This window comes from Bartonella vaga, assembly GCF_037070895.1.
In the GTDB taxonomy this organism is placed as follows: domain Bacteria; phylum Pseudomonadota; class Alphaproteobacteria; order Rhizobiales; family Rhizobiaceae; genus Bartonella.
The window spans coordinates 53922-78093 of record NZ_JAYMZK010000003.1 but is presented as its reverse complement, the minus strand read 5'-3'; the positions used below and the strand labels follow the sequence as shown (position 1 = coordinate 78093).

Genomic DNA, 24172 nt, shown 5'->3' with positions numbered 1-24172 from the left:
CTTATAAGAAACTTTTATGAATCCTGCCCCTTTTCCCATACTTGCAAAAAATCTCTCTGCTTTACATACGCATGGAATAAAGCATGGTTTTTTTACACGCCAAAGCGGTATTTCAAAAAGCCTTTATCAAAACCTTAAGGTTAGCCAAAATTCAAATGATAAACCTGAACACATTGAAAAGAATCGTATTTTTATCGCCAATTATTTTGGTGTTGATGTAAAAAATTTAGTCACTGTCAATCAAGTACACTCCTGTGAAGTCGTTGTGGTTAATCAAGCTATTATGGATGCACTCCCTAAAGCTGATGCTATCGTTACAACAACACAAGAACTCGCAATCGGTATTCTTACAGCAGATTGCGGACCGATTCTATTTGCTGATCCACAAGCAGGTGTCATTGCCGCAACACATGCTGGCTGGCGAGGGAGTTTAAATGGAGTTGTGGAGAAAACAATTTCTGTTATGGAAGAGCAAGGAGCCAAAAGACCATCAATAACAGCAGTTCTTGGACCTTGTATTGGCCCTTGCCACTACGAAGTAACAAGCGAATTTTACAACCAGTTTATTGATTATCATAGGAAGTTCCAAAAACATTTTTTAAAGACGGATAAACCAAATCACTTTTACTTTAACCTATGGACATTCATTATGAATCAGCTAAAAGAAGCAGGGATCCGTGCTTCTTGTCTAAAGCTTTGCACATACAAAAATGAACAGTCCTTTTTTTCCTATCGCCGTGCAATACACCGCAATGAACCTGATTGTGAACGGCAAATTTCTGCTATCGTACTGAAAAATAAATAATGATTCATTAACTCACAGAATACGAATATTTTTGCCATTATTGTCTTCAATATTTTATTGTAATAGCTAAAAAAGAGTTCTTTCAACATGGTTGCTCTTCATCCATTTCACAAATAATACATTGCCCATATTGAAACTGTTCTTCTATAAAACAACAGCAAACATCCCAATTAACAGCCATTTTTCCTCACAGCTAAAAAACATTCTCTAAAAATAGTAAAAATTTCAAAAAAAGAAAAACTCATACCACTTTAACAATGATTGGTAAAATTCTAATATTTTTATAATTGTTTCCTTGCAATTTAAATTTAAAAAGTTAAAAACCGTATCACATTTCACCGTGATTACCCATAGGATCTATTATGAAACTTTTTTGCGGCAATTCTAATCCACGCCTCGCTGAAGATGTTGCAAACTATTTAAATACTCCTTTAGGCAAAGCAATCGTAAAACGTTTTGCTGATCAAGAAATTTTTGTGGAATTACATGAAAATGTACGCGGACAAGACGTGTTTGTTTTGCAATCTACATCCTATCCAGCAAACGATCATTTGATGGAATTGCTTATCATGATTGATGCTCTTCGTCGTTCTTCAGCGCGCCGTATCACAGCTGTAATACCCTATTTTGGCTATGCTCGCCAAGACCGTAAACCTGGACCACGTACCCCTATTTCTGCAAAACTTGTTGCTAACCTGATTACTGAAGCAGGAGCTCATCGCGTTTTAACATTGGATCTTCATGCCGGACAAATTCAAGGTTTTTTTGATATTCCAACGGATAATCTTTATGCTGTTCCTGTTATTTCTCGGGATGTTAAGATGCATTACTCCCTTGAAAAGGTTGTTGTTGTTTCACCCGATGTCGGTGGTGTAGTACGAGCACGTTCCTTAGCTAAACGTTTGAACAGTTTGCTAGCTATCGTGGATAAACGTCGCGAACGTCCCGGTGAATCAGAAGTTATGAATATCATTGGGGATGTATCTGGAAAAGATTGTCTTTTGCTCGATGATATTGTTGATTCAGGTGGAACACTATGCAATGCAGCAAGCGCTTTACTTAAACACGGAGCAAATAGTGTTACAGCTTATATCACTCACGGCGTTCTTTCTGGAAATGCTATTGAACGCATTACTAACTCAGAACTAAAAGAATTGGTTATTACGGATTCAATTATGCCAACGAAAGTAATTGAAAAAGCACATAATATTCGTGTTTTGCCAATTTCTGACCTTATTGGGGAAGCAATTGCAAGAACAGCAGCAGAGCAATCTGTTTCAAGCTTATTCGGTTAAATTAGTTCCATAAGCCCCCTAATGCTGTTTCTACACAAAGATAAAAAAGAGGTGTTATAGTACATTGACTATTAAAATGCATATGAATAATAGTGAGACTGCACTCTTCAAAGTAAATTGAATACGGGTATACATAACTTAAAGAATGCGTCCATTAAAGGACTACGAAAATGCATTCTGTTTGTACATTTTTTCAGTTAATACAACATTTATCACATCAAAAAAACACCTTGAACATCATATTAAAAACCTTCTGCTATATGTTAAGAGATGTTTTTAATTTTTACTCACAATGCCACTTGCAGCGGTTTCTTCATCGACTAAAGTCTAGGCAATGACCAATTTACACAAAAATTGTAAAAGACTTAAAAGATCTCCCAATATACCATAAATACAGTAGCGAAGCTAATAAATCTTTATAACGCATTAATGTTAAACAATAGAAGATCTCAGGATCATAAAGGGTTTCCAGAGTAACATATTTTACTTGAATATCATAATCAACAACAGAAATTTTAGGAAATAAACCCAGTTCTTCTACCAACAACTTTTGTTTTTTACGCATAACCCCTTCTAATATTTCATGAGTTTATTTTTCTTTTACAGCCTGTTCATGATTAGTGAAATAGAATTTAAATTTCCTCTAGTGAAGCCAGAAAAAAAAGTTCATTTACATCAACCTATTATTTTAGAAATAGCATTAAGGTTGAACTAGAAGAACATATTACGTAACTACTTCGACATGAACAATATGCGCCAACTCTATTTTACTCTGCTAAGCCTCAAATAATGACATAACCCAATTTATCTACAAAGGCTATAAAACTACCGTCTAGACCAATTATACAATGTTATATTCAAAAAAAGATAGAAGAAGATGTAATTTCCCTGATCAGGAATTGTCTTCACAAGAGGAGACATCTCCAGTTACTCTTCAAGATCAAAAAATGCTGGCAACAATTAAGAAAAAGTGCAACATTCTGCCACCTCACAAAAAGTAGTTTCAATCTTTTATAACATTTCCAATATTTGTTTTTAATATATCAACTAGTATTTGTTTATTCTCTATCCGAGACACATATTTCTTAATATTTCCTCTTTTTAACAATAGAAATTACCGATTTTTCTCACAACGCTTGCATCTGCGAATTGTTTGAATTATAGGGATATCTTCTGCGTAGACACCCTTGGAGGCAACGTAGAATGGAGCAATCGCTGCTTACTAGCGCATATCTTCATATTCATACAAAAACTGTTATTCGTTTTTGATGGATCTCCAATCATGTAAAAGGACTTAAATTATGAGCAAAAGCTATACTCTTAAGGCTGAAATACGCGAGCGGGTTGGTAAGGGGTCCTCCCGTGAACTTCGCCGCAACGGTCTCATTCCTGCTGTTATTTACGGTGACAAACAACCTCCTTTGGCAATCTCGGTTTCTTATAAAGAAATCTTCTACAAAATTCATGCTGGTGGCTTTCGTACCACTGTTGCTAATATTGTAATTGGTAAACAAAAAATCATGGTTTTACCAAAAGACTACCAATTGGATCCTGTCCGCGACTTTCCCTTACATGTAGATTTTCTACGTATTTCAGCCAAATCTGTCGTAGAAGTAAATATTCCTGTACACTTTCTCAATGAAGATACAGCTCCCGGTATTAAAAAGGGTGGTGTCTTAAATATTGTTCGCCATGAAATTGAATGTACCGCTCTAGCAAACGCTATTCCTGAAGCAATTGAAATTGATCTCTCTAATTATTCCATTGGTGATTCTATTCATATTTCAGCAGTGCAACTGCCAAAGGGTGTTACTCCAGTTATCCAAGATAGAGACTTTACCATTGCAACCATCGCAGCTCCTGCTGACATGGATGCAAATGATGATGCTTTACAACAAGAGAATAACGTAAAAAAAGAGGACAATTAACAGGTGTTAGCAGGCGGGGCATTTTCCCGCCTTAATTTTTTAGATATTCATTACTCCCTCACACTTTACTGAAGGCGCACATGTGGCTTATTGCTGGTCTTGGCAATCCTGGTTTACGCTACCAAAATAATCGACATAATATCGGTTTCATGGCTATTGATGCCATTTACCAGTCCTTCTCTTTTTCTCCATGGTCGAAAAAATTTCAAGCCGAAATTTCTAATGGTTCTATAAATGGTAAAAAGACTTTTCTTATAAAGCCTCAAACTTTCATGAATCTCTCTGGGCAAGCTATTGGTGAAGCCTTGCGATTTTATAAATTAGATTTGAAGAATTTAATTATCATTTATGATGAGCTAGACTTACCTCCAGGAAAAGTACGTGTAAAAATCGGTGGAGGAAATAATGGGCATAATGGCATAAAGTCTATTGATGCCCATTGTGGCACTGACTACTGCCGTGTACGCTTAGGGATCGGACATCCTGGTTCCAAAGAGCTTGTTCATCAGCATGTTTTGGGAAATTTTACAAAATCTGACCAAGAGTGGTTATTTCCTTTATTAGACGCAATTGCAAAAAATATCGATCTCCTTATTCAGAGCAACAAGTGTCTCTTTATGAATGAAGTCTCACAAGCAATAAAAAACAAAAATCTACGATAACAGCTTATTTTTCTAAGACATGGAAATAAATCAATATTTCTTTGTGCAATTCTTGTACATAATACTCTTTTTTGAAAAGGAGAGTAAGAAGTAATGCTTAAAATGATTAAGAAATGCTAGCCAAATGCACCCTTTTTGGAATTTAAAAATTTGTTTGGATTAACAATGGACTGTAACGGATCGTATACATTCGGTTGTTGATTTAAAACTCTGGATGTATCCTCATTGTTTTGTATCACAACCACACGTGAACCAATGGGAACACGATCATAAAGATCTATAATATCTTGATTAAGTAAACGAATACATCCACTTGAAACAGCACGTCCAATTGACCACGATTCGTGTGAACCATGAATGCGGAAAAGTGTATCCCGTCCATTTTTGAAAAGATAAAGTGCTCGTGCACCCAATGGATTATCAGGTCCTGGTGGCATTCCTTGCCCCAAATGACCATAACGCTCTGGTTCTCGAGCCATCATTGCCGCCGTAGGAGCCCAACTTGGCCACCGGCGTTTGCGCTGTACAATCCCTTCACCTTCAAATGCTAATCCTTCCTTACCGACACCAATACCGTAACGCAAAGCTTGCCCATTTTCACCAATAAGGTAAAGAAAATAATCCTGCATATCTATGACCAATGTCCCAGCTGGATAAGATGTATAATATACCACTTGTTGACGCCAAAATTTTGGATCAATTGTTGAAAGGTCAACCGCAGGTAATGAGTAAGACTCATTTGTTATAGGGCCATACAAGGCTTGTATTTCTTCTGGAATATATTGGACGGATTGAGAAGAAATAGATGACATATCTAATTGACGAGTAGCACATCCAACTAAAGCCAAAGGTACTGCAATTAAAAAGGAACGACGAGACAACACTCTTATATTTTCTCCGATTAATTCTTTATGAAAGCTCGTATACTATGAAAAACTTAGCGCACTATTAACATTAACTTAAAATTTCCTTACCCTTAAAATTAGAGAGCGCAAAATATAGAAAAAAATATAACTCATTTTTTCAACATAAACTTTTTCCTTCCATATAGCCGGATGAAGACTATGACTCTTCTCAAAATATGCTATAAAAATTCCAAAGAAGCTTTATCTTGGTCAAATCAATAGAAAAGAAGACACTCATGGGTTTTAAATGCGGTATTGTGGGATTACCTAATGTTGGTAAATCAACCCTTTTTAATGCACTAACAAAAACAGCTACAGCACAAGCTGCCAATTATCCTTTTTGTACAATTGAACCCAATACCGGCGAAGTTGCTGTTCCAGATTCACGAATAGAAAAAGTTGCATCTATTGCGGGTTCAAAAGAAATCGTTCCCACACGCATCAGTTTTGTTGATATTGCTGGACTTGTACGTGGCGCGTCAAAAGGTGAAGGTTTAGGCAATAAGTTTTTAGCCAATATCCGTGAAGTCGATGCTATTATCCATGTTTTACGTTGTTTTCAAGACGAAGATATTACCCATGTAGAAGGACACATTAATCCTATTTCTGATGCCACAACTGTTGAAACGGAACTAATGCTTGCAGATCTTGAAAGTCTTGAGCGACGGATCGTACAAATCCGTAAACGTGCAACTGGAAAAGATAAAGAAGCTCTCATAATTCTACCTATAATGGAAGCATCATTAAATTTACTGCAAAATGGGAATCCTGTCCGGCTATTACTCAAAGATATTTCTTCCGATGAACGCCGCACACTTGATGGTTTAAACCTTTTAACTGCAAAACCCGTTCTTTATGTTTGCAATGTAAGTGAAAATGACGCTGCTCATGGAAATAGTTTTACCCAAACAGTTGAAAAAATGGCAACAGAACAACATACTCAAAGCATTATTATTTCTGCTGCCATCGAATCTGAAATCACCCAACTTAATGATACAGAAGCCTCAGAGTATCTTAATACCCTTGGGCTTATTGAACCGAGTCTTAATCGCCTTATTCGTGCTGGCTACCATTTACTGGATCTAATTACTTATTTCACCTGTGGTCCTAAAGAAACACGAGCATGGACAATTGCACGCGGTACTAAAGCGCCCCAAGCGGCTGGTGTCATTCACTCAGACTTTGAACGTGGCTTCATTCGCGCCCAAACCATCAGCTATAATGATTATATCGTTTTTGATGGAGAAAATGGCGCAAAAGAAGCAGGTAGAGCTCGTGATGAAGGAAAAGAATACATTGTACAAGACGGCGATATCATGCTGTTTAAACATAATACCTAATACCCACTTCATTTTAAAGTTTTATCTTGAAGGTGTTGTAATAATTTCATTTATAAAATTGTTGCAAAACCTTCACGAGATTGTCTATAAGAAACAGCGCCATCATATAATATGACAGCAACTGTTTTCTTCATAGAAGGATGGAAATAGAAGTTAGCGTGTCCAACGTCCTTCATATTTAAACGTTGGAGCATCTTTTAAAGAATCCTTTGTAGCATTCGTAATAAGTTTCCACTTTCCATAATCATTTGTCATCTGGATTGTCTCTGGAGAAACAACTACATAACTCTCCCCGATACCAAGGAAACCACCAACAGCAATAACAAACCCCGCAATGTTATTTTCACGCAGAATGATATCTTTTACTTCACCGATATTTTCATTTTCTATATTGTATACATACGCACCAATAAGGCTCGAAGCAACAAAATCAGTTGCTAAAGGTGTAACATAACGCACAGACATATCTGATCCCACTTGTACAATACCCGTTGCAGAAATCATTTCAGGTTTACTAGAGGGTACAGTGAAAGACTGAGCATAAGCACTAGAAGCCATCAAAAATAACATCAGAGTAGTACATGTAATTTTTTTCATTTTAACATCTCCGTTTTTACTTTGCTTTTACTTTACAAAGTCTCAATGCATCATAACAAGATTTGTTCCCTACGCCCTAAAAAGACCTGTATTCCAGGCTTTTTCTCCTCTTCAGTCTTTATTTTTTCCAAAACTCCCCCTTGAAACCACACCAGATGCGGACTTTTAAAATATAAATAACTCCCCTCAAAATTGTTAAAAAAATAAAATAACCTTAAAACCGGTTTTTTTACGAACCTCCATATAAAGATCTGTAGCTCACATTAAAAATGTAGAAACATCACACGTATAATGCTCAAATGTTTCTGGTATTTCATCCTCATAGGAAAAAATATTATCCTTCAAACAAACACATCATTCAAACTGCTAGTACCATTTATTGTATTAGAAAAATAGAATCTTAAAGATGCCGTGTGTATTACCGAAGAATGTAGTAATATAATCTTTAAAATTGTGGCGTATTTAATATACTCTCTTGTATTAAAAGTAAATATTCAGAGATATTGTAAGAAAGTTAATTTACGGCCTGACGTTAAATTAGATCAAGTTCAATATCTGCATTTATGAAATTTTTTGCAGACGTTATATACAATCTTACGCGTTATTTCCTGCATACACTTCAATCATTATAGTAAAATAATCTTACCGAAATCAATGCGCTTGAAATCACCCAATAACTCTTCTACGCTTTCTCCAAATAAAGTTAGTTTTAGATTCAGTAAAACCTATAAATTCCATCATCTCAGGCTCTAATCAAATTTCACAGATAATACATATTTTGACGATTGAAATTGAATTTAATAATCCAAACTTACTCTATAAATATTTTGTTTTACCAGAATGAACCAATTCATTTCAGATATAATTAAATATGGTGGGAAACTCCCTCCTGTTTATCTCAGCCAAGCCTATGTCTGTAACTTTTTTCTGAAATTTAAAGGGAATAACAACCAAAAGAAAAACCAAGTTCTTTTCAGTTACATTTCTCGACAAGCCACAAGAAGCTCTTTACAAACACAAAGAAAAAATCATATTATATGAAATATGACACTTCACATTGCTCTTTTTCAACCTGATATTGCTGGTAATACTGGAGCAATTTTGCGTCTTGGTGCTTGTTTTGGTTTGCATGTTCACATTATTGAACCTGCAGGGTTTGATCTATCGGACCGTAACCTTAAGCGATCAGGCATGGATTATCTCGAATATGCTTCCCTAGAGAGACACACTGATTGGCAACATTTTATAAGCACAATGAAACACTTGAACCGTCGTCTTTTTCTTTTGAGCACAAAAGCAGAGACATGCTATACGCAGATATGTTATAAGAAAAACGATGTTTTACTTTTTGGTCGTGAATCGGCAGGTGCTCCCGATTATGTCCATGAAGCCGTTGATTATACATTAAAAATCCCCATACAACCACGCACACGCTCTTTAAATCTTGCAATGAGCGTAGCCATAACAACAGGGGAAGCACTTCGTCAAATTGGTTATAATATATAATAGAAAAATTTCACTGAGGATTTCAGTATATTATACTGACAAGATATACCTGTATTCTGCAAATAGTAAACGATTTTTAAAAGAGTGCAATCATCACATTTTTCTAGAATCCAACAGTTCCATAAAACCTCATACTTCCTTGATTGTGCTTCTGAGATAAAATACAAAATACCTTTGCAAACCATCAAGAAAGAACTTCGTAGAGTTAGAAAGATAATAGTTCAGCATATCATTTCCGCTGCAAATAAACACACAGTTTAAAACAAAAGCTGGAAACAACTCCAGCCATAAACCATAAAAAAAAGCGTCTTTGTAAAAATTCACATTATGGACTAATTTTTTCTAATAATGCATTACGATCCATTAAAAACCCGCTTTCAACCCATATCATTTCTATCTCTTTGAGTTTTTTCCCTAAAAGTACTCCTTTAGAAAAACCTCTCTGCATCAAATCCTTGCCATTAATAGGAAAAGTCGGAATCTGCCATTTTAGAGCAAGCTGATAAAGCCTAATAAAATCCTTTGCTTTTTGCGAAACTCCATTTCCCTCCATAGCATCAACATATGATGAAGCCACAGACAAAGATAATTGATCTAAAACCGGCTGTCGACCATGAAAATACATAAGTTTTTGCACAAAAAAATCTGAACAATTTTGGCTAATCATTTTCAACTTTGCCCATTCCGTTAATCGTATCGTTTCTTTATGAGACAAACGTAAGCGCTGGGCCATTTCATGGAGACGTATAGGGTCAGGAGGAAGAAGACTTTCTAGGCGTAACAACAGATCAATTTTCCAACCAAGAGCCTGTTCTACTTTTACCAATAAGTGGATTGTATCAATGCCCCATTTTTCTGTTTCAGGAAAAATGAGTGTCAAAATTCCGCTTTGTCGCATCCATAAAAGAGCACGTGTTGGATCTGGAGCAGCGAGAAGCTTCTTCATCTCTCCCCAAATACGCTCAGATGAAAGTTTTTGTAGACCATGTTTTAAATAAACGCACGCTTTCAAGCCTTGTACATCAGGTCGTCCTGCACCATACCAGGCAAAAAAGCGAAAAAATCGCAAAATACGCAAGTAATCTTCGCGAATACGATTCTCCGCAATACCAATAAAGCGTACTGTTCGACTAGCGATATCGTTTAAACCTCCCACATAATCATAAATGTGACCAACAGCATCACAATAAAGCGCATTAATCGTAAAATCCCGCCGTTCAGCATCTTTTTGCCAGTCCCGACAAAATACCACTTTTGCATGGCGACCATCCGTTTCAATATCAGAGCGGAGGGTTGTAACCTCATAAGAACATGACCGAGTAACAACCGTTACTGTACCAAATGCAACCCCTGTAGGAATAGCTCTAAATCCTGCTTTTTCTACACGCTCTATAACTTGTTGAGGAAAACAGGTTGTAGCAATATCAACATCACTAATAAGCTGCTCTAATAGCTGATTGCGCACAGCTCCCCCCACAATACGCGCCTCTTCACCATCAAAAGACAAAAGATGAAGAAGTGTTTGGATGTCACTATTCTGTAACCACGCAACCTGTTCAAAATTTCGCCTTATGCCCACCCTTTAACCTTTCAAAAAATTCTTTCTCATTATCTCAAAAAAATCTCCTCATAGAAAAATATTTTTAGAAGATACATTATATAATGCATTTATTGATCCCAAACAAATTTCTCTATCTGCGCACGAATATTAAAAAAATAGCATATTATACTTCTTTTCTTCTCATTTTCTGATACAAATCATATAATATTCATTATCATATAAAAGAAATTATCGATTTTACGACAAATGCCTTAAGGAAGAAATATGAGTCAAAGTGATACATCATTTAATTCTAAAAAAAAGGCCAGTATCAAGAATGATGCCCAAGTGATTATTGATGACATTAATACAATACATAAAGAACTGGGTATTCTACAACAAGAGATTGACAAAGTTATTTTTGGACAAAATCATGTAATTGAATATACTTTAACAACTATTTTTTCTGGTGGACATGCTCTTCTTGTTGGTGCTCCAGGACTTGCTAAAACGCGGCTTGTTGAAACATTAGGAACGGTATTAGGACTTGATGAAAAACGTATCCAATTTACGCCTGACTTAATGCCATCGGACATTATCGGCTCTGAAGTTATGGATTCCGATAAAAGTGGTAAGCGCTCTTTCCGCTACATTCAAGGCCCTATTTTTACGCAGCTTCTTATGGCTGATGAAATTAACCGTGCCTCTCCTCGCACGCAATCAGCCCTTTTACAAGCCATGCAAGAATATCATATCACCGTTTCTGGTACCCGTTATGATTTACCTCAGCCTTTTCATGTACTTGCAACTCAAAACCCTCTCGAGCAAGAAGGAACCTACCCACTTCCTGAAGCACAACTGGATCGCTTCTTGATGCAAATTGATATTGACTATCCTGATTTAACAACAGAACGACGTATTATTTTGGAAACAACGAAAGAGAAAAACCAAAGTGTAAGACCGATTTTGTCAGCTCAAAAACTGAAAAAAATTCAAAATATCGTTCGCAAAATGCCTATCTCAGAAAATATTATAGAAGCCATTTTAAAGATCGTCCGTTCAGCTCGCCCCCATAAGAACAACACTCTTGCCAATAGTTATGTTGCTTGGGGACCTGGCCCACGAGCGTCACAAGCTCTTTCACTTTGTGTTCGCGCTCGCGCTCTTTATTACGGACGTTTAGCTCCATCACTTGATGATGTTGAAGCATTAGCTTACCCCGTATTACAGCACCGAATGGCACTTAATTTTTCTGCACGTGCCGAAAATATAACCGTAAAAGATGTTATAAATAATCTCGTGAAAGACATCCTATAATGGCTCTTGGTAAAAAAGTTTTCAAAAAGCACCCAATGTCACTTGCTTCTAAGCTGCATAAAGATGCTACGCAGATGCCATATTTTCTTTTACAGGCACATCTTATAGCCAATACACTGATAACCGGATGGCATGGTCGACGCAAGCGTGGTAATGGGGAAAATTTTTGGCAATTTCACCCTTATGTTGAAGGAGAACCCATTACACACATTGATTGGCGTCGTTCAGCACGTGATGAACATACTTACCTACGCGAACACGAATGGGAAATGACACAGACAGTTTGGCTATGGCCTGATCAGAGTGCATCTATGCATTATTGTTCTCGCTTTTCCAAAATTTCTAAGGGTAATTATGCCATCATTCTTACCCTTGCATTAGCAATGCTTCTTGCACGCAATGGCGAACGTATTGCTATTCCAGACTTAATGCCTCCTACAATGGCATCCAATGTAATAGAACGTGTAGCTTTAGCGTTAGCAAATCATTCAGATGAAAATGCATTTCCAGATTTTTCAGCTATTACGCGCTTTTCACACGCCATCATAATAAGCGACTTTCTCGATTCTTCTGAAAAGATCATCAAACATTTAACCATTTTATCTACAAAACGGGTTAGAGCTCATTTAATTGAAGTTTCTGATCCCGCAGAAGAAAACTTTCCCTATAAAGGTCGTACAGAGTTTTTTGATCCTGAAACAAAAGAAAAACAAGTTTTCGGAAAAGCAGAAAATCTTCGTGAACATTATTGCAAGCTGTATAAAGCAAGACGACAAGAATTAGAAAATTTTTGCTCACGCCAAGGATGGACTTATCATGTAAATACCACAGACCAATCCTTAACAGAAACTGTTTTGCACCTCGCGAACAAAATTAACGCCTCTCCATCTTACAGGAGGGAGCTTTGAGTTTTGCCGCCCCACTGCTGTTACTCGGACTTTTATCTCTACCAGTCATATGGTGGTTATTACGTATAACACCTCCATCCCCGCATAAAGAGCTTTTTCCTCCTTTACGTTTTCTACAAAAGTCGACTAATCAGCAGGAAACTGCAAACCAAATACCTTGGTGGTTACTGTTATTACGGTTAACTATGGCAGCAATCATTATTATCGCTTTGGCACAACCCACTTGGAACAAAAAGCCGGTTATGCTTTCCGGATCTCAATCACTTGTACTCATTCTCGATAATGGATGGGCATCTGCAAAAGAATGGAAAAAACGTGTTTCCATTGCCGAAACTCTTCTTGAACAAGCAGAAAAACAGAAAAAAGATATTTATTTTCTTGCAACAGCTGAAAATGATACCTCCAATATGGGTCCCCTCTCTGCTAAAGCCACAAAACAAAAGTTAATGCATTTGCAACCCCGCCCTTGGCCTGTTAATCGCGTGAATGTACTAAAAAAATTAATCGAAATAACCAAAGGCAAAGCCCTTGATATTGCTTACTTAAGTGATGGATTACAAACAAGTGACGATGACCAAGCTTTTGCTCTTATTGAACAGTTAAAACCAAAAACATTCTTATGGTACTTAGCTGATATTTCCGATTTAATCGGTATAACAGCAATAGAAAGTAACAAGGGAACAATGGTAGCGCGCGTCATCCGTTCGACAACACACAACGAGACCCCTGCCACACTGAGCCTCTATGATTTAAACAATAAACTTCTTGGCCAATTTATAACCAACTTTATTGAAGGAGAAACAACAACACTTGTTCCTTTTAACATACCGCTTGAATTGCGCAACGACGTTGCTTGGGTAAAAATCAATAACCAAGCTCATGCTGCGGCTACCTTTTTAGTCAATAGCCATAATAGAGTGAGCCGAGTTGCTCTCCTCTCACAAAATACCAATGAAATGACACAACCTTTGCTCTCTCCATTTTACTATATTATAAAGGCATTACAAGATAATACACAGCTTATAACAGCCAATGGAAGAGGACTTTCGACTGATATTGATCATTTACTCAAACAAAATCCTTCTGTTTTCATTATGGGTGATATTGTTAACATGCCAGAAGAAGCAGAAAAAAAGCTCTCTAATTTTGTGAATAAAGGGGGAACACTTATCCGCTTTGCAGGAGAAAACCTGAGTACTGCGGAACACTATGATAGCCTACTTCCAGTGCCACTGCGTCCTGGTAAACGTTTGCTCGGGAGTATTATGTCTTGGACAAAACCGCAAAAACTTGCACCTTTTACAAAAAACAGCTTTTTCTTTGATCTTCCTTTTCCGGAAGATATTACTGTCTCACGCCAAATTCTAGCAGAACCAATCCCCAATCTTTTTGAGAAAACGTGGCTCAGTCTTTCTGATGGAACCCCTCTTATTACAGCCACTAATCGCGGTAAGGGAACACTCATTTTTATTCATATAGCTCCCGATCCTACATGGTCAAATTTCCCTCTTTCTGGCTTTTTTGCACAAATGTTACAGAAACTAATCACATTAAGTTCCTACGGAAGTATAAATCAAACATACATAGAACAAAAAACAACCGCACAGAATCCTTGGCGAACAATTACCGCCAACGGACAATTGCAAACACCTCCCTCTCATGTTGTTCCACTAATTCCTGATACCCAAGAACCACTCCGTCCCTCCTATAATACTCCACCTGGACTTTATGGCGTAAAAAATAATTTTTATGCACTCAATATCTTAAACCATTCATCACGCCTTATGAAACAATCATCATTGCTGCCCTCTCTAAACAAGAATTCTTTATCTTACGATACAAAAGAAAAACGTCTTACTGGGCCACTTTTAGGATTAGCCATACTATTATTCGTCTTTGACAATTTTTTAATTTTATGGATGGGTGGTACTTTTTTTCTTAATAGAAGAAAAAATATTCTCCTTTTTCTCCCTCTTATAATAAGTTTCATCACCTTGTTTTCGCATGTACCAACAGTTCATGCACAAAACGTAAAAAATCATAATGAGACCATAGTACAAGCAGCTGGCTCTACACATCTTGCATATATTGTAACCCATAACCATGAAATTGACACAACTAGTAAAAGTGGACTAGAAGCACTGAGTCAATTTATTGCAGAACGCACAATGCTTTCTCCCGGCTCTGTGATAGCACTTGATCTCGATAGAGATGAGCTCGCCTTTTATACTCTCATTTACTGGCCAATTGATGCTAATAGCCCTGTACCAACACAAAAAAATCTTGAAAAAATAAACGCCTTTATGAAACATGGAGGCACTGTTTTATTTGATACACGTGATCAGATAAATACCAACCTTAATCTCACAGGAGCTGCCACCCCAAGCACACAAAGGTTACGAACTATCTTAAAGGGATTAAATATTCCAGCGATCGAACCAGCATCAACTAATCATGTTGTTGCGCGTTCTTTTTATATTATGCCAGATTTTCCCGGTCTCTACCGTGGTTCACATTTATGGGTTGAATCATCATCAACAACTAAAGAAAATAAAAATTTTCTTGCTACAGGTGATAATGTAAGTTCTCTCCTAATCACTGCAAATAACTTTGCCGCTGCTTGGGCACTAGATGAAAAAGGAATGTGGAAATATCCACTTATCCCAAATGATCCGATGCAACGCCTCTGGGCATTTCGTGCAGGATTAAATATTGTTATCTATGTGCTTACAGGAAACTATAAAGCTGACCAAGTTCATGTTCCAGCACTCCTAGAACGCTTTAAAAAAGAAAAAAGGCAATGATACCATCCTTCACTTTTCAACCTTTTTTGCCTCTTTCTTGGATTCTCTTATTAGGAGGTATATCCACCTTTTTTGTAATTATTGGGCTCGTTGCACGACGCCAAGGATCTTTATTGCGCCTTATAGCATTAACCTCACTCATTCTTGCTTTGCTTAATCCGATGATTATAAAAGAGCAACGTGAACCACTTAAGAGCACAGTAGGTATTGTAATTGATCGCAGTAAAAGCCAAACATTTGGCACACGTAAAAATGATAGCGATGCAGCACGTGCACAATTAACCAGCGCATTAGCGCATTATCCACAATTTGAACCCCGTTTTATTGATGCTGGAAAACTTGCTGATAATCAATATGCACCCTCAACAAATTTATTTCATGCTTTAACACAAGCTATATCTGATGTACCACCATCTCGTTATGCAGGCACAATTTTTATCACCGATGGACAAGTGCATGATATTCCACCATTATCAGATTTTCACCATAAAGCGCCTACTAATGCTCTTATCACAGGAAGACCAAATGAATTTGACCGCCAAATCAAAATTATTTCCCCTCCTCGCTTTGCCCTCATCAATAAACCACAAACAATCTCCATCCTTTTAGAAGATAAAGGACAATCTCAAGAATCTCTAGAAAAGAAAGCAAATATTACTGTAAGTGTTAATGGAGAAGAAGTAGGACATTATTCTGTCATTCCTGGCATTATTTTTCAAACTGAAATCACTCTTCCTCATGCTGACAAAAATATCATCCAAGTTACAACTGACGAGCAAAAAGGTGAATTAAGCTTTGAAAACAATCGCGCTATAACCACTATTGAAGGAATCAGAGAAAATTTACGTGTTCTTCTTATTTCAGGTGCACCGTATAATGGTGAACGAACATGGCGCGATCTTTTGAAAGGAGACTCCAATATTGACCTTGTTCATTTTACTATTTTACGTCCTCCCAATAAAGCAGATAATACGCCATTAAGCCAATTGTCACTTGTGGTGTTTCCTACAAGAAAGCTCTTTGTTGAAGAGATTGATAATTTTGATCTTATCATTCTTGATGGCTACCAACACTCTTCTGTTCTCCCATTAATCTATTATGATTATATAGCTCAATATGTACAAAAGGGTGGCGCATTACTGATGATAACAGGACCTGAGTTTACCCAGAAAAACTCACTTGCAAAAACACCTCTAATAAGCATCCTACCGGCATTACCCAATGGTGTTATCATTCAAAAGCCTTTTCGGCCTAGCTTAACCAAAGAAGGTGAACGTCATCCTGTTACGCGGGACCTTGCAACGCCTACCTATCCAGCTTCTCAATGGGGGCAATGGCTAAGGCAAATTGCAATTAAAAATATAAATCAAGGCACTGCTCTCATGAAAGGTGCTGATGAACAACCACTTTTACTTCTTTCCCGTGTTGGCAAAGGGCGTGTTGGGATGTTGCTTTCTGATGAAAGTTGGCTTTGGGCAAGAGGTTTTGAGGGTGGAGGCCCTTATGCAGCTCTTTATCGTCGAATTGCCCATTGGCTTATGAAAGAACCAGAACTTGAAGAAGAAAAATTAAGTGCGGTAAGCAACCATCGTGGCTTAATGATTCGTCGCCAAACGCTCAAAGATCACCCAGAACCAGTTGAAGTAACCTTTCCATCTGGAAAAAAAGAAAATATTGCCCTTATAAAAGAACAAGAAGGTGTTTTTACAACAACTATTAATACGGATGAAACAGGGATTTTTACCATAAAAAACAGCGATTTAAAAGTTCTTGCTTCTGTAGGAGCGCATGATAGTCTGGAATTATTTGACTTAATTTCAACGGAAGAAAAGCTCGCCCCCATCATTAAATACACCGATGGATACATAGCACGTTTACACAACAAAGAAAAAGAAGGCATTAATCTTCCTCCGATCAAGTTGATTCAATCACAAATAGGCTCAACACCTCCCCATAACCATTCAATTGTTCTGAAAGAAGCGATGGAAACCCGTTTAGTCAATAGCTTCTATTTTTCGATCTTTTCGGGTTTCTTTGCACTACTCGCTTGTCTTTTACTTTTGAACAGCATGTGGTATTGTGAAAGCCGTTAAAAGTTTCTAAGAATTAAGCTACAATTTTAAAATGTGGCTTATTTTACAAAGACTTTTCTTACAAAACTGTTTGCTCATTTAACAATCTTTTCTTATCTCACTTGTCTCAAAAATGCATCAGCTTGTCTTAATAGTCTTTTTCATTGCCTAAATTAATTTCAACGCTATGCTAATATCTATGTTTTACCTCGCCCATATATCAGATGTGCATCTTTCACCTCTGCCGCAACCTTCCTTATCTGAACTTTTTGGGAAACGCCTTACGGGCTACCTGAATTGGCAAAGAAAACGTAAAAGCCAAATGGCAAGAAATGTCCTAGAAGCTTTAATAGATACCTTAAACAAGAAAAATCCTGATCACCTTGTAATCTCCGGTGATCTTGTCAATCTTGCTCTCAATAAAGAATTTGAACAAGCGCGTAATTGGTTACTTAAGCAAGGTAATCCTCAAAATATTTCTTTAACATTTGGTAATCATGACGCTTATGTCCACGGAGCATTCCGAAAGGCATGTGCTTTCTTTCAACCTTGGATCACGAGCGATTTCCCTCAAAAAAATGCTTTTCCTTATATGCGCATACGCAATAATGTCGCCATTATAGGCACTTCTTCAGCTATCGCTACACCACCCTTTCAAGCTTCTGGCTATTTTGGCAAAATGCAAGCGAAAGTTTTATCACAACTTTTAAATGAAGCTGCAACACGCAACCTTTTTCGTGTTGCTATAATACATCACCCTCCTTTTCACCATGCAACTTCTTGGTATAAAAAGCTATGGGGCATAGAACGTTTTCTAGACGTTATAAAACATCACGGCTGCGAACTCGTTCTTCACGGACATACTCATTTACCTACATTAAATACCATTAAAGGAACAACGGGAAAAATTCCCATTGTCGGTGTTGCTTCTGCATCACAAGCTTTTGGTGGTAAAAAACCACCTGCAGGCTTCAACTTATTCGCCATTGAGCGCCTTCACCATCAATGGCACTGTCAATTGCAGCGTTATAATTTTATAAACAAAAAAAATGAAATAGCGTGTACTGAAACAATTGATCTTTAGCACTTTGTAAAACAAGTAAAAAACAAAAATATCTTTTGGTTCAGAGCATTTTAAATAATAATATAATTGGAAAATTCCTTATATAAAAGGAATCATTGTTGTACCTGGAGGCAACTTAGCCTCATCTTCAGGCTCTACATGAATAGAAATACGCACATTATCAAATTCTTTTTGAAGAACAGCTTCAATTTTATCACAAATCTTATGCGCTTCTCCTACCGACATCGCTGCCGGTACAACCAAATGAAACTCTATAAAAGTAACTCTACCAGCAACACGCGTAAGCAAATCATGTACTTCAAGTGCACCGTGGGCATTTGCAGAGATGAGCTCACGAATTCGCATGGTTTCATTCAATTCAACCCCAACATCCATTAACCCTTGAACGGCACTGCTAATCACCTTCCACCCCTGCAAAAGAATATTAACGGCGACAATTATAGCTAAAACCGGATCCAAGACGCCCCATCCACCCAGAAAAGAAGCAATGAGGCCAATTAAAATAGCAAGTGAAGTAAAAACATCTGTTATAAAGTGTATTCCATCAGCTTTAAGAACGGGTGAACGGTGGATTTTTCCCTGTTGAATAAGAACCCAACCCCATATGTAATTTATGGCACTTGCAGCAAGATAAATCACGAGCCATATTCCAGGTTTTTGTACTAACTGAAAAGTTGAAAGAGCCATCCATGCTTCTCTTAAAATTACAATTGCCGCAATAATGATCAGGATTCCTTCAAGAATCGCAGAAAAATATTCCGCCTTATGATGTCCAAAAGGATGATTATGATCTGCCGGCTTCATACTTACCTTAACAGCCCACCATGCTGCCAATGTAGCGAATATATTTACGATTGATTCTAATGCATCAGAATAAAGTGCGATTGAACCAGTAAGGTAATATGCCCAATATTTTAAAGCAAAAATAATACAAGCAATGAAAATAGAGTACAAAGTCAAGCTTTGTATATCGATTTTTACATTCATAATCATACCCTTTTCTTCAACTAAATAAGGGATAACATTTTCAGCCCTACACCCTATGGTATTTTTTCCGTATCTGCCAATATTTCCTCAACATCACAGAAGCTTCACAAAAAAATAAACGACTCTTATAGCCATTGTTACTGCAGCAACTGCTTGGTATACGGTATAATATAACGGATAGAGTAGTATGGATATAACTCAAAAAAGAAGCAATTAACCCTCTAAGAGAAGTCAAACGCATCTTACTTACGCACTGTTTAGAAATCTTTAGTATATCAGCGCAATTACGCGCAGTGAAAAGATCGTTCAGCATTTTGCTACGACCTAACTTTATTAAAAAATACAACCGCTAAAACAACTTTGAAAATCATTTTTATGAGCGAAAAAGAGAAGTAATTACCCCAAAAAAAAGAATCTGGGCATTGGGGACCCAGATTCTTTACCCTTAGCAAATTAAGGATATGCAGAGCTTAGGAAATAGCGGGGACCTAAGACTCTGCACCCGATACAACACGATACACGGTGCTGTACTCAGTGTCTTCATACTATACCCATGGTTGTATTTTGTCAACATGAATTCTATCATAGGTTTAAAATAATGAATTTTTTTCTTTATCAGAAATAAAGCAAGCATTTCACATCTGGAAATTTAAAAAAAAGAACATTAAAAACCCTGTATGCGTTTGAATATCATAACAATTCACGAAACTGATGACCCACGTCTGGAGGACTATCAAAAAATCCGTGAAAAAGACCTTGTTGGACGACAACATCAATTTATTGCTGAAGGAAAAGTAATATTAGCAGCATTACTGCATTCGAAGGAGTTTTCTGCTCTCTCACTGCTCACAGTGATAGAACGCCTTCCTGGGCTTATGCCACTTTTAGAAAAAGCACAACCAGCATGCCCTATTTATTGCGTTCCGCAAAAAATTATGGATGAAATTGCAGGATTTCATGTTCATCGCGGTGTACTCGGTATTGGTAAACGAAAAATGCCACCATTATTACAAAGCTTTTTAAAAGATCTTCCAGAAAAAGCTTTGATTCTAGTTTTATGTGGTATCTCTAATCACGATAATATGGGCGCTATTTTTCGCAACGCCGCTGCCTTCGCCAGTAATGGCATCATCGTTGACAAAACTTCGTGTGATCCACTTTACCGCAAATCAATCAGAGTTTCTACTGGCGCAGCGCTGAAAGTACCTTATACGCGAGGCGCCAATATTAACAACATTATAGAAACTTTAAATGATGCAGACTTTCATCTTTATGCTCTATCCCCCTCTGCACCATCCACTCTCAAGCAAGCAAAAACAAAAAAAAGGACAGCACTGATATTGGGAACAGAGGGTGATGGCTTACCAAGCCATGTGCTACAAAAATCAGAAACTTTACGCATCCCCATGGCTCGCGGCTTCGACAGCCTCAATGTTGCCACAGCATCAGGTATTGCTCTTGCTCATTTTGCTGATTTTAATAAACTCCACTAAAAATAATAACGCTCTAAACTCATAAAAAATATCCCACTATGGATTAATTTATTTTTAAGAAGTGATTGTTTCAAGTTTGGAGGAAGCAGCAGTTTTTGTTTCCAGATTGCATAAAACGCGCTTCAACATCACTTCAATATCAGCAGCACGTTCTGAACGGGCCACAAATCCTCCCCCAAGAACGCGTGATTCATTATCATTACCATCATAAAAAACACAAGCTTGCCCTGGTGCAACAGCACTTTCGTGCTCTAACAAATCAACGAAAAATATACCTTCTTGATAATGTAGGCGAGCAAGATGGGGGGGACGGGTTGAACGCACTTTTACAGCTATTTCAATGCCACCAGGAGGAAAATTATCCAACTGCTCATCACCCAGCCAATTGACATCACGCAAAAAAAGCTTATGTGTTTCTAACATTTCACGCGGACCAACAATAACACGCGCATTTTCTACATCAAGATAAACCACATAAAGCGCTTCACCCGTTGCAACACCAATACCACGACGTTGGCCAACAGTATAATTTACAATTCCCGAATGCTTTCCTAAAACTTGTCCATCGATATGCACAATCGCTCCAGGATTGACAGCTTCTGGACGCAATTTTGTGATAACATCAGAATATTTTCCCCGCGGAACAAAACAAATATCCTGACTATCAGGTTTATCAGCAACAACAAAGCCCATTCCCGTTGCTATTTCACGAACACGTGCTTTTGAAAGATCACCAAGCGGAAAACGCAAATAATCAATCTGCTCTTGTGTTGTTGCAAATAGAAAATAACTCTGATCGCGATCAGCATCAAGGGGGCGAAAGAGTGCTCGATGCACACCATTGGAACGCGAGCGAATATAATGTCCTGTTGCCAAAGCATCTGCATCTAACTCACGCGCAGTTGCTAATAAATCAGCAAACTTAACGGTCTGATTGCATGCGACACATGGTACAGGAGTTTCTCCGTGCGCATAACTTTCTGCAAAAGGATTAATTACAGCTTCATGAAACCGCTTTTCATAATCAAGAACATAATGAGGTATCCCCAATGTCTCTGCTACGCGGCGCGCATCTTCAATATCTTGTCCTGCACAACACGCTCCCACTCTATGTGTTGCAGCACCATAATCATAAAGCTGCAACGTAATTCCAATGACATTATACCCTTCCTTTTTCAAAAGGCCTGCAACAACCGATGAATCAACTCCCCCCGACATTGCTACAACAATGCGAGAATCTTCAGGTCGTCCTGGTAAATCAAGACTGTTCAAAAACATGCATTTATTCTCTATTTAATGGATATCCATTCGTTCACATTCTTACTTATGCGCACTGTTCATTGCTTTTTATGCTTATGTCCTTTTATATTTTTTTTGTACTTTACACAACCAACAGCATCACTTTCTTTTAAATGGCTGCAAACAAAAAATAGTGATGTAAATAAGGCACAATAAAAGTTTTTTAAAAATCCGATAAAAACATCGCAAAAAACTATTCCACTCACTTCATTTTGTATCACATTTTCACAGGTTGGCTTACTTTATTAATTTTTTTTCAACGCGTTTAGCTCTTTTTTAAATTTCATGTTTTAAAAACGAATCAAGTCCTTGACTAAAGGTAGAGGATACAATGAAAAATTTGATAAAATTACCAATGAAATATGTTATGGGGCCGGATGGAAGTCCGCTTACAATTGCCGATTTACCACCGAAAACAACAAGGCGCTGGGTGATCCGACGCAAAGCTGCAGTTGTTGCGGCTGTGAGAGGTGGATTATTAAGTCTTGATGAGGCATGTCAGCGTTATTCTTTGACCGTAGAAGAATTTCTTTCATGGCAAAGTTTGATCGATGAACACGGTTTAGCTGGATTACGAACGACAAAAATTCAAAACTACCGGCACTAGTTGCTATTGATAATGATTTGATAACAACTTTAAAAGTTTATTTAAAATAGCCAAACTTTTATCAAGTTTGGCTGTCTTTTTATGTTTTCAGCAGATAGATATCTCCAAAATTATATAGCTTGCATCATCACCTATCATCCAGCCATGGAGTTAGATTGAATTAAAGTACCATTATCCCCAACTGCAGCTTTCTTTCTTCGCCTCTCAAGAACCTGCGCACGTTGTAATTCTGTATTGACTTCATGGAGAGCAATTTCAGCATTTGTTTTTTGAAGCTGCAAATCACGAATCGAGTTTATAAGATTATCGCGTCTTTGCCGTGCCGCACGAGCCAAAGCAGAATAAGCAAAGTGATGAACATTATTGTTTCCAGATTTACGTTCTTCATTAACAATTTGGGTATCCAGTTCTAACACCATCTGCTCAAATTCTGCTATCATCATCTCAACCTGTGCAATTTCACGACGTTTTCCACGCACTTGAAACATCCTCAATCGCACCATACTTCCCCGTCGCTTCATGCTTACTACTCCTTAATTGCACCAACAATTGCAAATTGCACTAACCCAAAATTAGTACATTTACCTACATTTTAGTTACACTATTTCTGAAGAAAACAGTCCACTTGACTAACATTAAAATATAATTTCTTAATCTTTCCCCAAAGCGTCTACAAACATAATTTTCTTTCAAAAAAAATAACTATCTTTTTGCTTTTCGCATCCACTATAGAATGAAGAGATTTAAAGCTCAGTAAATAAACACTGAAATTGTAAAAAAGTAATTTAAAAGAATCTTTTATAAGATTTTTTTAAATGAATACAAAAACATTTCACTTGTTCATTAATTTTAAAAACTAAGGGATTTTTCTAAAATAATTTTGAAATCCCTTTTAAAAATGAAAATATTTTGTTAACCACTATAATAGATAGTGGGGAATTCAGTGGTTATTGTTACGCGTACTACTGAAATATTCATAAACACTTTTATTTTAAGTGTTTAATTTCATGAATTGTTTTTTAT

General features: G+C 37.2%; 20 protein-coding genes. 13 read left to right on the top strand and 7 right to left on the bottom strand.

Annotated elements, in window-relative coordinates; genetic code table 11:
* The first annotated feature begins 16 nt into the window (after nucleotides 1–16).
* Both pgeF and WCP76_RS03145 read left to right on the top strand, forming a co-directional pair.
* Nucleotides 17–805 carry a peptidoglycan editing factor PgeF gene (pgeF, locus tag WCP76_RS03150; protein ID WP_336294241.1) on the top strand — a complete coding sequence of 263 codons (789 nt, stop codon included), beginning with the start codon at nucleotides 17–19 and terminating at the stop codon, nucleotides 803–805.
* A 362-nt stretch (nucleotides 806–1167) separates the two neighbouring features.
* Nucleotides 1168–2100, top strand: coding sequence for a ribose-phosphate pyrophosphokinase (locus WCP76_RS03145; RefSeq protein WP_336294240.1), 933 nt, complete (start codon nucleotides 1168–1170; stop codon nucleotides 2098–2100).
* A gap of 343 nt (nucleotides 2101–2443) precedes the next feature.
* Here WCP76_RS03145 and WCP76_RS03140 read toward each other — a convergent pair whose 3' ends face one another.
* Nucleotides 2444–2665, bottom strand: a complete 222-nt coding sequence (locus WCP76_RS03140; RefSeq protein WP_336294239.1) for a hypothetical protein — start codon at nucleotides 2663–2665, stop codon at nucleotides 2444–2446.
* Nucleotides 2666–3401: 736 nt separating this feature from the next.
* Here WCP76_RS03140 and WCP76_RS03135 point away from each other — a divergent pair.
* Both WCP76_RS03135 and pth read left to right on the top strand, forming a co-directional pair.
* Nucleotides 3402–4028, top strand: a complete 627-nt coding sequence (locus WCP76_RS03135; protein ID WP_336294238.1) for a 50S ribosomal protein L25/general stress protein Ctc — start codon at nucleotides 3402–3404, stop codon at nucleotides 4026–4028.
* 80 nt (nucleotides 4029–4108) lie between these two features.
* Nucleotides 4109–4690: an aminoacyl-tRNA hydrolase gene (pth, locus tag WCP76_RS03130; protein ID WP_336294237.1), complete on the top strand. Its 582-nt coding sequence runs from the start codon at nucleotides 4109–4111 to the stop codon at nucleotides 4688–4690.
* Nucleotides 4691–4806: 116 nt separating this feature from the next.
* Here pth and WCP76_RS03125 read toward each other — a convergent pair whose 3' ends face one another.
* Nucleotides 4807–5574, bottom strand: coding sequence for a L,D-transpeptidase (locus WCP76_RS03125; RefSeq protein ID WP_336294236.1), 768 nt, complete (start codon nucleotides 5572–5574; stop codon nucleotides 4807–4809).
* Between the two features lie 257 nt (nucleotides 5575–5831).
* Between WCP76_RS03125 and ychF the strand changes: the two genes are divergently transcribed.
* Nucleotides 5832–6935: a redox-regulated ATPase YchF gene (ychF, locus tag WCP76_RS03120; RefSeq protein WP_336294235.1), complete on the top strand. Its 1104-nt coding sequence runs from the start codon at nucleotides 5832–5834 to the stop codon at nucleotides 6933–6935.
* A gap of 153 nt (nucleotides 6936–7088) precedes the next feature.
* Here the strand turns inward: ychF and WCP76_RS03115 are convergent, their stop codons facing one another.
* Nucleotides 7089–7532 (bottom strand): PRC-barrel domain-containing protein, encoded by a 444-nt coding sequence (locus WCP76_RS03115; protein WP_336294234.1) that lies wholly within the window; start codon nucleotides 7530–7532, stop codon nucleotides 7089–7091.
* A gap of 1044 nt (nucleotides 7533–8576) precedes the next feature.
* Here WCP76_RS03115 and WCP76_RS03110 point away from each other — a divergent pair.
* Nucleotides 8577–9038 (top strand): tRNA (cytidine(34)-2'-O)-methyltransferase, encoded by a 462-nt coding sequence (locus WCP76_RS03110; protein WP_336294233.1) that lies wholly within the window; start codon nucleotides 8577–8579, stop codon nucleotides 9036–9038.
* Between the two features lie 325 nt (nucleotides 9039–9363).
* Here WCP76_RS03110 and WCP76_RS03105 read toward each other — a convergent pair whose 3' ends face one another.
* Nucleotides 9364–10617: a CCA tRNA nucleotidyltransferase gene (locus tag WCP76_RS03105; RefSeq protein ID WP_336294232.1), complete on the bottom strand. Its 1254-nt coding sequence runs from the start codon at nucleotides 10615–10617 to the stop codon at nucleotides 9364–9366.
* 246 nt (nucleotides 10618–10863) lie between these two features.
* Here WCP76_RS03105 and WCP76_RS03100 point away from each other — a divergent pair, with 246 nt between their 5' ends.
* The 5 genes from WCP76_RS03100 (at nucleotide 10864) to WCP76_RS03080 (ending at nucleotide 18763) form a co-directional block, all read left to right on the top strand.
* On the top strand, nucleotides 10864–11895 hold the full coding sequence (locus WCP76_RS03100) for an AAA family ATPase (RefSeq protein WP_336294231.1): 1032 nt from the start codon (nucleotides 10864–10866) through the stop codon (nucleotides 11893–11895).
* Nucleotides 11895–12803 carry a DUF58 domain-containing protein gene (locus WCP76_RS03095; RefSeq protein WP_336294230.1) on the top strand — a complete coding sequence of 303 codons (909 nt, stop codon included), beginning with the start codon at nucleotides 11895–11897 and terminating at the stop codon, nucleotides 12801–12803. The genes WCP76_RS03100 and WCP76_RS03095 overlap by 1 nt, the downstream gene beginning before the upstream one ends.
* Nucleotides 12800–15607: a DUF4159 domain-containing protein gene (locus tag WCP76_RS03090; RefSeq protein WP_336294229.1), complete on the top strand. Its 2808-nt coding sequence runs from the start codon at nucleotides 12800–12802 to the stop codon at nucleotides 15605–15607. Before WCP76_RS03095 ends, WCP76_RS03090 begins: the two co-directional genes overlap by 4 nt.
* Entirely contained in the window at nucleotides 15604–17700 is a 2097-nt protein-coding gene (locus WCP76_RS03085; protein WP_336294228.1) for a hypothetical protein, read from the top strand. Before WCP76_RS03090 ends, WCP76_RS03085 begins: the two co-directional genes overlap by 4 nt.
* Before the next feature lie 166 nt (nucleotides 17701–17866).
* Nucleotides 17867–18763 (top strand): metallophosphoesterase family protein, encoded by an 897-nt coding sequence (locus WCP76_RS03080; RefSeq protein WP_336294227.1) that lies wholly within the window; start codon nucleotides 17867–17869, stop codon nucleotides 18761–18763.
* A 78-nt stretch (nucleotides 18764–18841) separates the two neighbouring features.
* On the opposite strand, the gene WCP76_RS03075 is transcribed toward WCP76_RS03080, so the two are convergent.
* Nucleotides 18842–19750 (bottom strand): cation diffusion facilitator family transporter, encoded by a 909-nt coding sequence (locus WCP76_RS03075; protein ID WP_336294226.1) that lies wholly within the window; start codon nucleotides 19748–19750, stop codon nucleotides 18842–18844.
* Nucleotides 19751–20427: 677 nt separating this feature from the next.
* Here WCP76_RS03075 and WCP76_RS03070 point away from each other — a divergent pair.
* Nucleotides 20428–21243 (top strand): TrmH family RNA methyltransferase, encoded by an 816-nt coding sequence (locus WCP76_RS03070; RefSeq protein ID WP_336294225.1) that lies wholly within the window; start codon nucleotides 20428–20430, stop codon nucleotides 21241–21243.
* Between the two features lie 54 nt (nucleotides 21244–21297).
* Here the strand turns inward: WCP76_RS03070 and mnmA are convergent, their stop codons facing one another.
* Entirely contained in the window at nucleotides 21298–22521 is a 1224-nt protein-coding gene (gene mnmA / locus WCP76_RS03065) for a tRNA 2-thiouridine(34) synthase MnmA (protein ID WP_336294224.1), read from the bottom strand.
* A 352-nt stretch (nucleotides 22522–22873) separates the two neighbouring features.
* Here mnmA and sciP point away from each other — a divergent pair, with 352 nt between their 5' ends.
* Nucleotides 22874–23149, top strand: coding sequence for a CtrA inhibitor SciP (sciP, locus tag WCP76_RS03060; RefSeq protein WP_336294223.1), 276 nt, complete (start codon nucleotides 22874–22876; stop codon nucleotides 23147–23149).
* Between the two features lie 134 nt (nucleotides 23150–23283).
* On the opposite strand, the gene WCP76_RS03055 is transcribed toward sciP, so the two are convergent.
* Entirely contained in the window at nucleotides 23284–23670 is a 387-nt protein-coding gene (locus WCP76_RS03055) for a flagellar export protein FliJ (protein WP_336294222.1), read from the bottom strand.
* Between the last annotated feature and the right edge of the window lie 502 nt (nucleotides 23671–24172).

Coding starts and splice junctions, on each gene's coding strand:
- pgeF (WP_336294241.1), top strand. CDS start 17: ATGAATCCTGCCCCTTTTCCCATACTTGCAAAAAATCTCTCTGCTTTA.
- WCP76_RS03145 (WP_336294240.1), top strand. CDS start 1,168: ATGAAACTTTTTTGCGGCAATTCTAATCCACGCCTCGCTGAAGATGTT.
- WCP76_RS03140 (WP_336294239.1), bottom strand. CDS start 2,665: ATGCGTAAAAAACAAAAGTTGTTGGTAGAAGAACTGGGTTTATTTCCT.
- WCP76_RS03135 (WP_336294238.1), top strand. CDS start 3,402: ATGAGCAAAAGCTATACTCTTAAGGCTGAAATACGCGAGCGGGTTGGT.
- pth (WP_336294237.1), top strand. CDS start 4,109: ATGTGGCTTATTGCTGGTCTTGGCAATCCTGGTTTACGCTACCAAAAT.
- ychF (WP_336294235.1), top strand. CDS start 5,832: ATGGGTTTTAAATGCGGTATTGTGGGATTACCTAATGTTGGTAAATCA.
- WCP76_RS03115 (WP_336294234.1), bottom strand. CDS start 7,532: ATGAAAAAAATTACATGTACTACTCTGATGTTATTTTTGATGGCTTCT.
- WCP76_RS03110 (WP_336294233.1), top strand. CDS start 8,577: ATGACACTTCACATTGCTCTTTTTCAACCTGATATTGCTGGTAATACT.
- WCP76_RS03100 (WP_336294231.1), top strand. CDS start 10,864: ATGAGTCAAAGTGATACATCATTTAATTCTAAAAAAAAGGCCAGTATC.
- WCP76_RS03095 (WP_336294230.1), top strand. CDS start 11,895: ATGGCTCTTGGTAAAAAAGTTTTCAAAAAGCACCCAATGTCACTTGCT.
- WCP76_RS03085 (WP_336294228.1), top strand. CDS start 15,604: ATGATACCATCCTTCACTTTTCAACCTTTTTTGCCTCTTTCTTGGATT.
- WCP76_RS03080 (WP_336294227.1), top strand. CDS start 17,867: ATGCTAATATCTATGTTTTACCTCGCCCATATATCAGATGTGCATCTT.
- WCP76_RS03075 (WP_336294226.1), bottom strand. CDS start 19,750: ATGAATGTAAAAATCGATATACAAAGCTTGACTTTGTACTCTATTTTC.
- WCP76_RS03070 (WP_336294225.1), top strand. CDS start 20,428: ATGCGTTTGAATATCATAACAATTCACGAAACTGATGACCCACGTCTG.
- mnmA (WP_336294224.1), bottom strand. CDS start 22,521: ATGTTTTTGAACAGTCTTGATTTACCAGGACGACCTGAAGATTCTCGC.
- sciP (WP_336294223.1), top strand. CDS start 22,874: ATGAAAAATTTGATAAAATTACCAATGAAATATGTTATGGGGCCGGAT.
- WCP76_RS03055 (WP_336294222.1), bottom strand. CDS start 23,670: ATGAAGCGACGGGGAAGTATGGTGCGATTGAGGATGTTTCAAGTGCGT.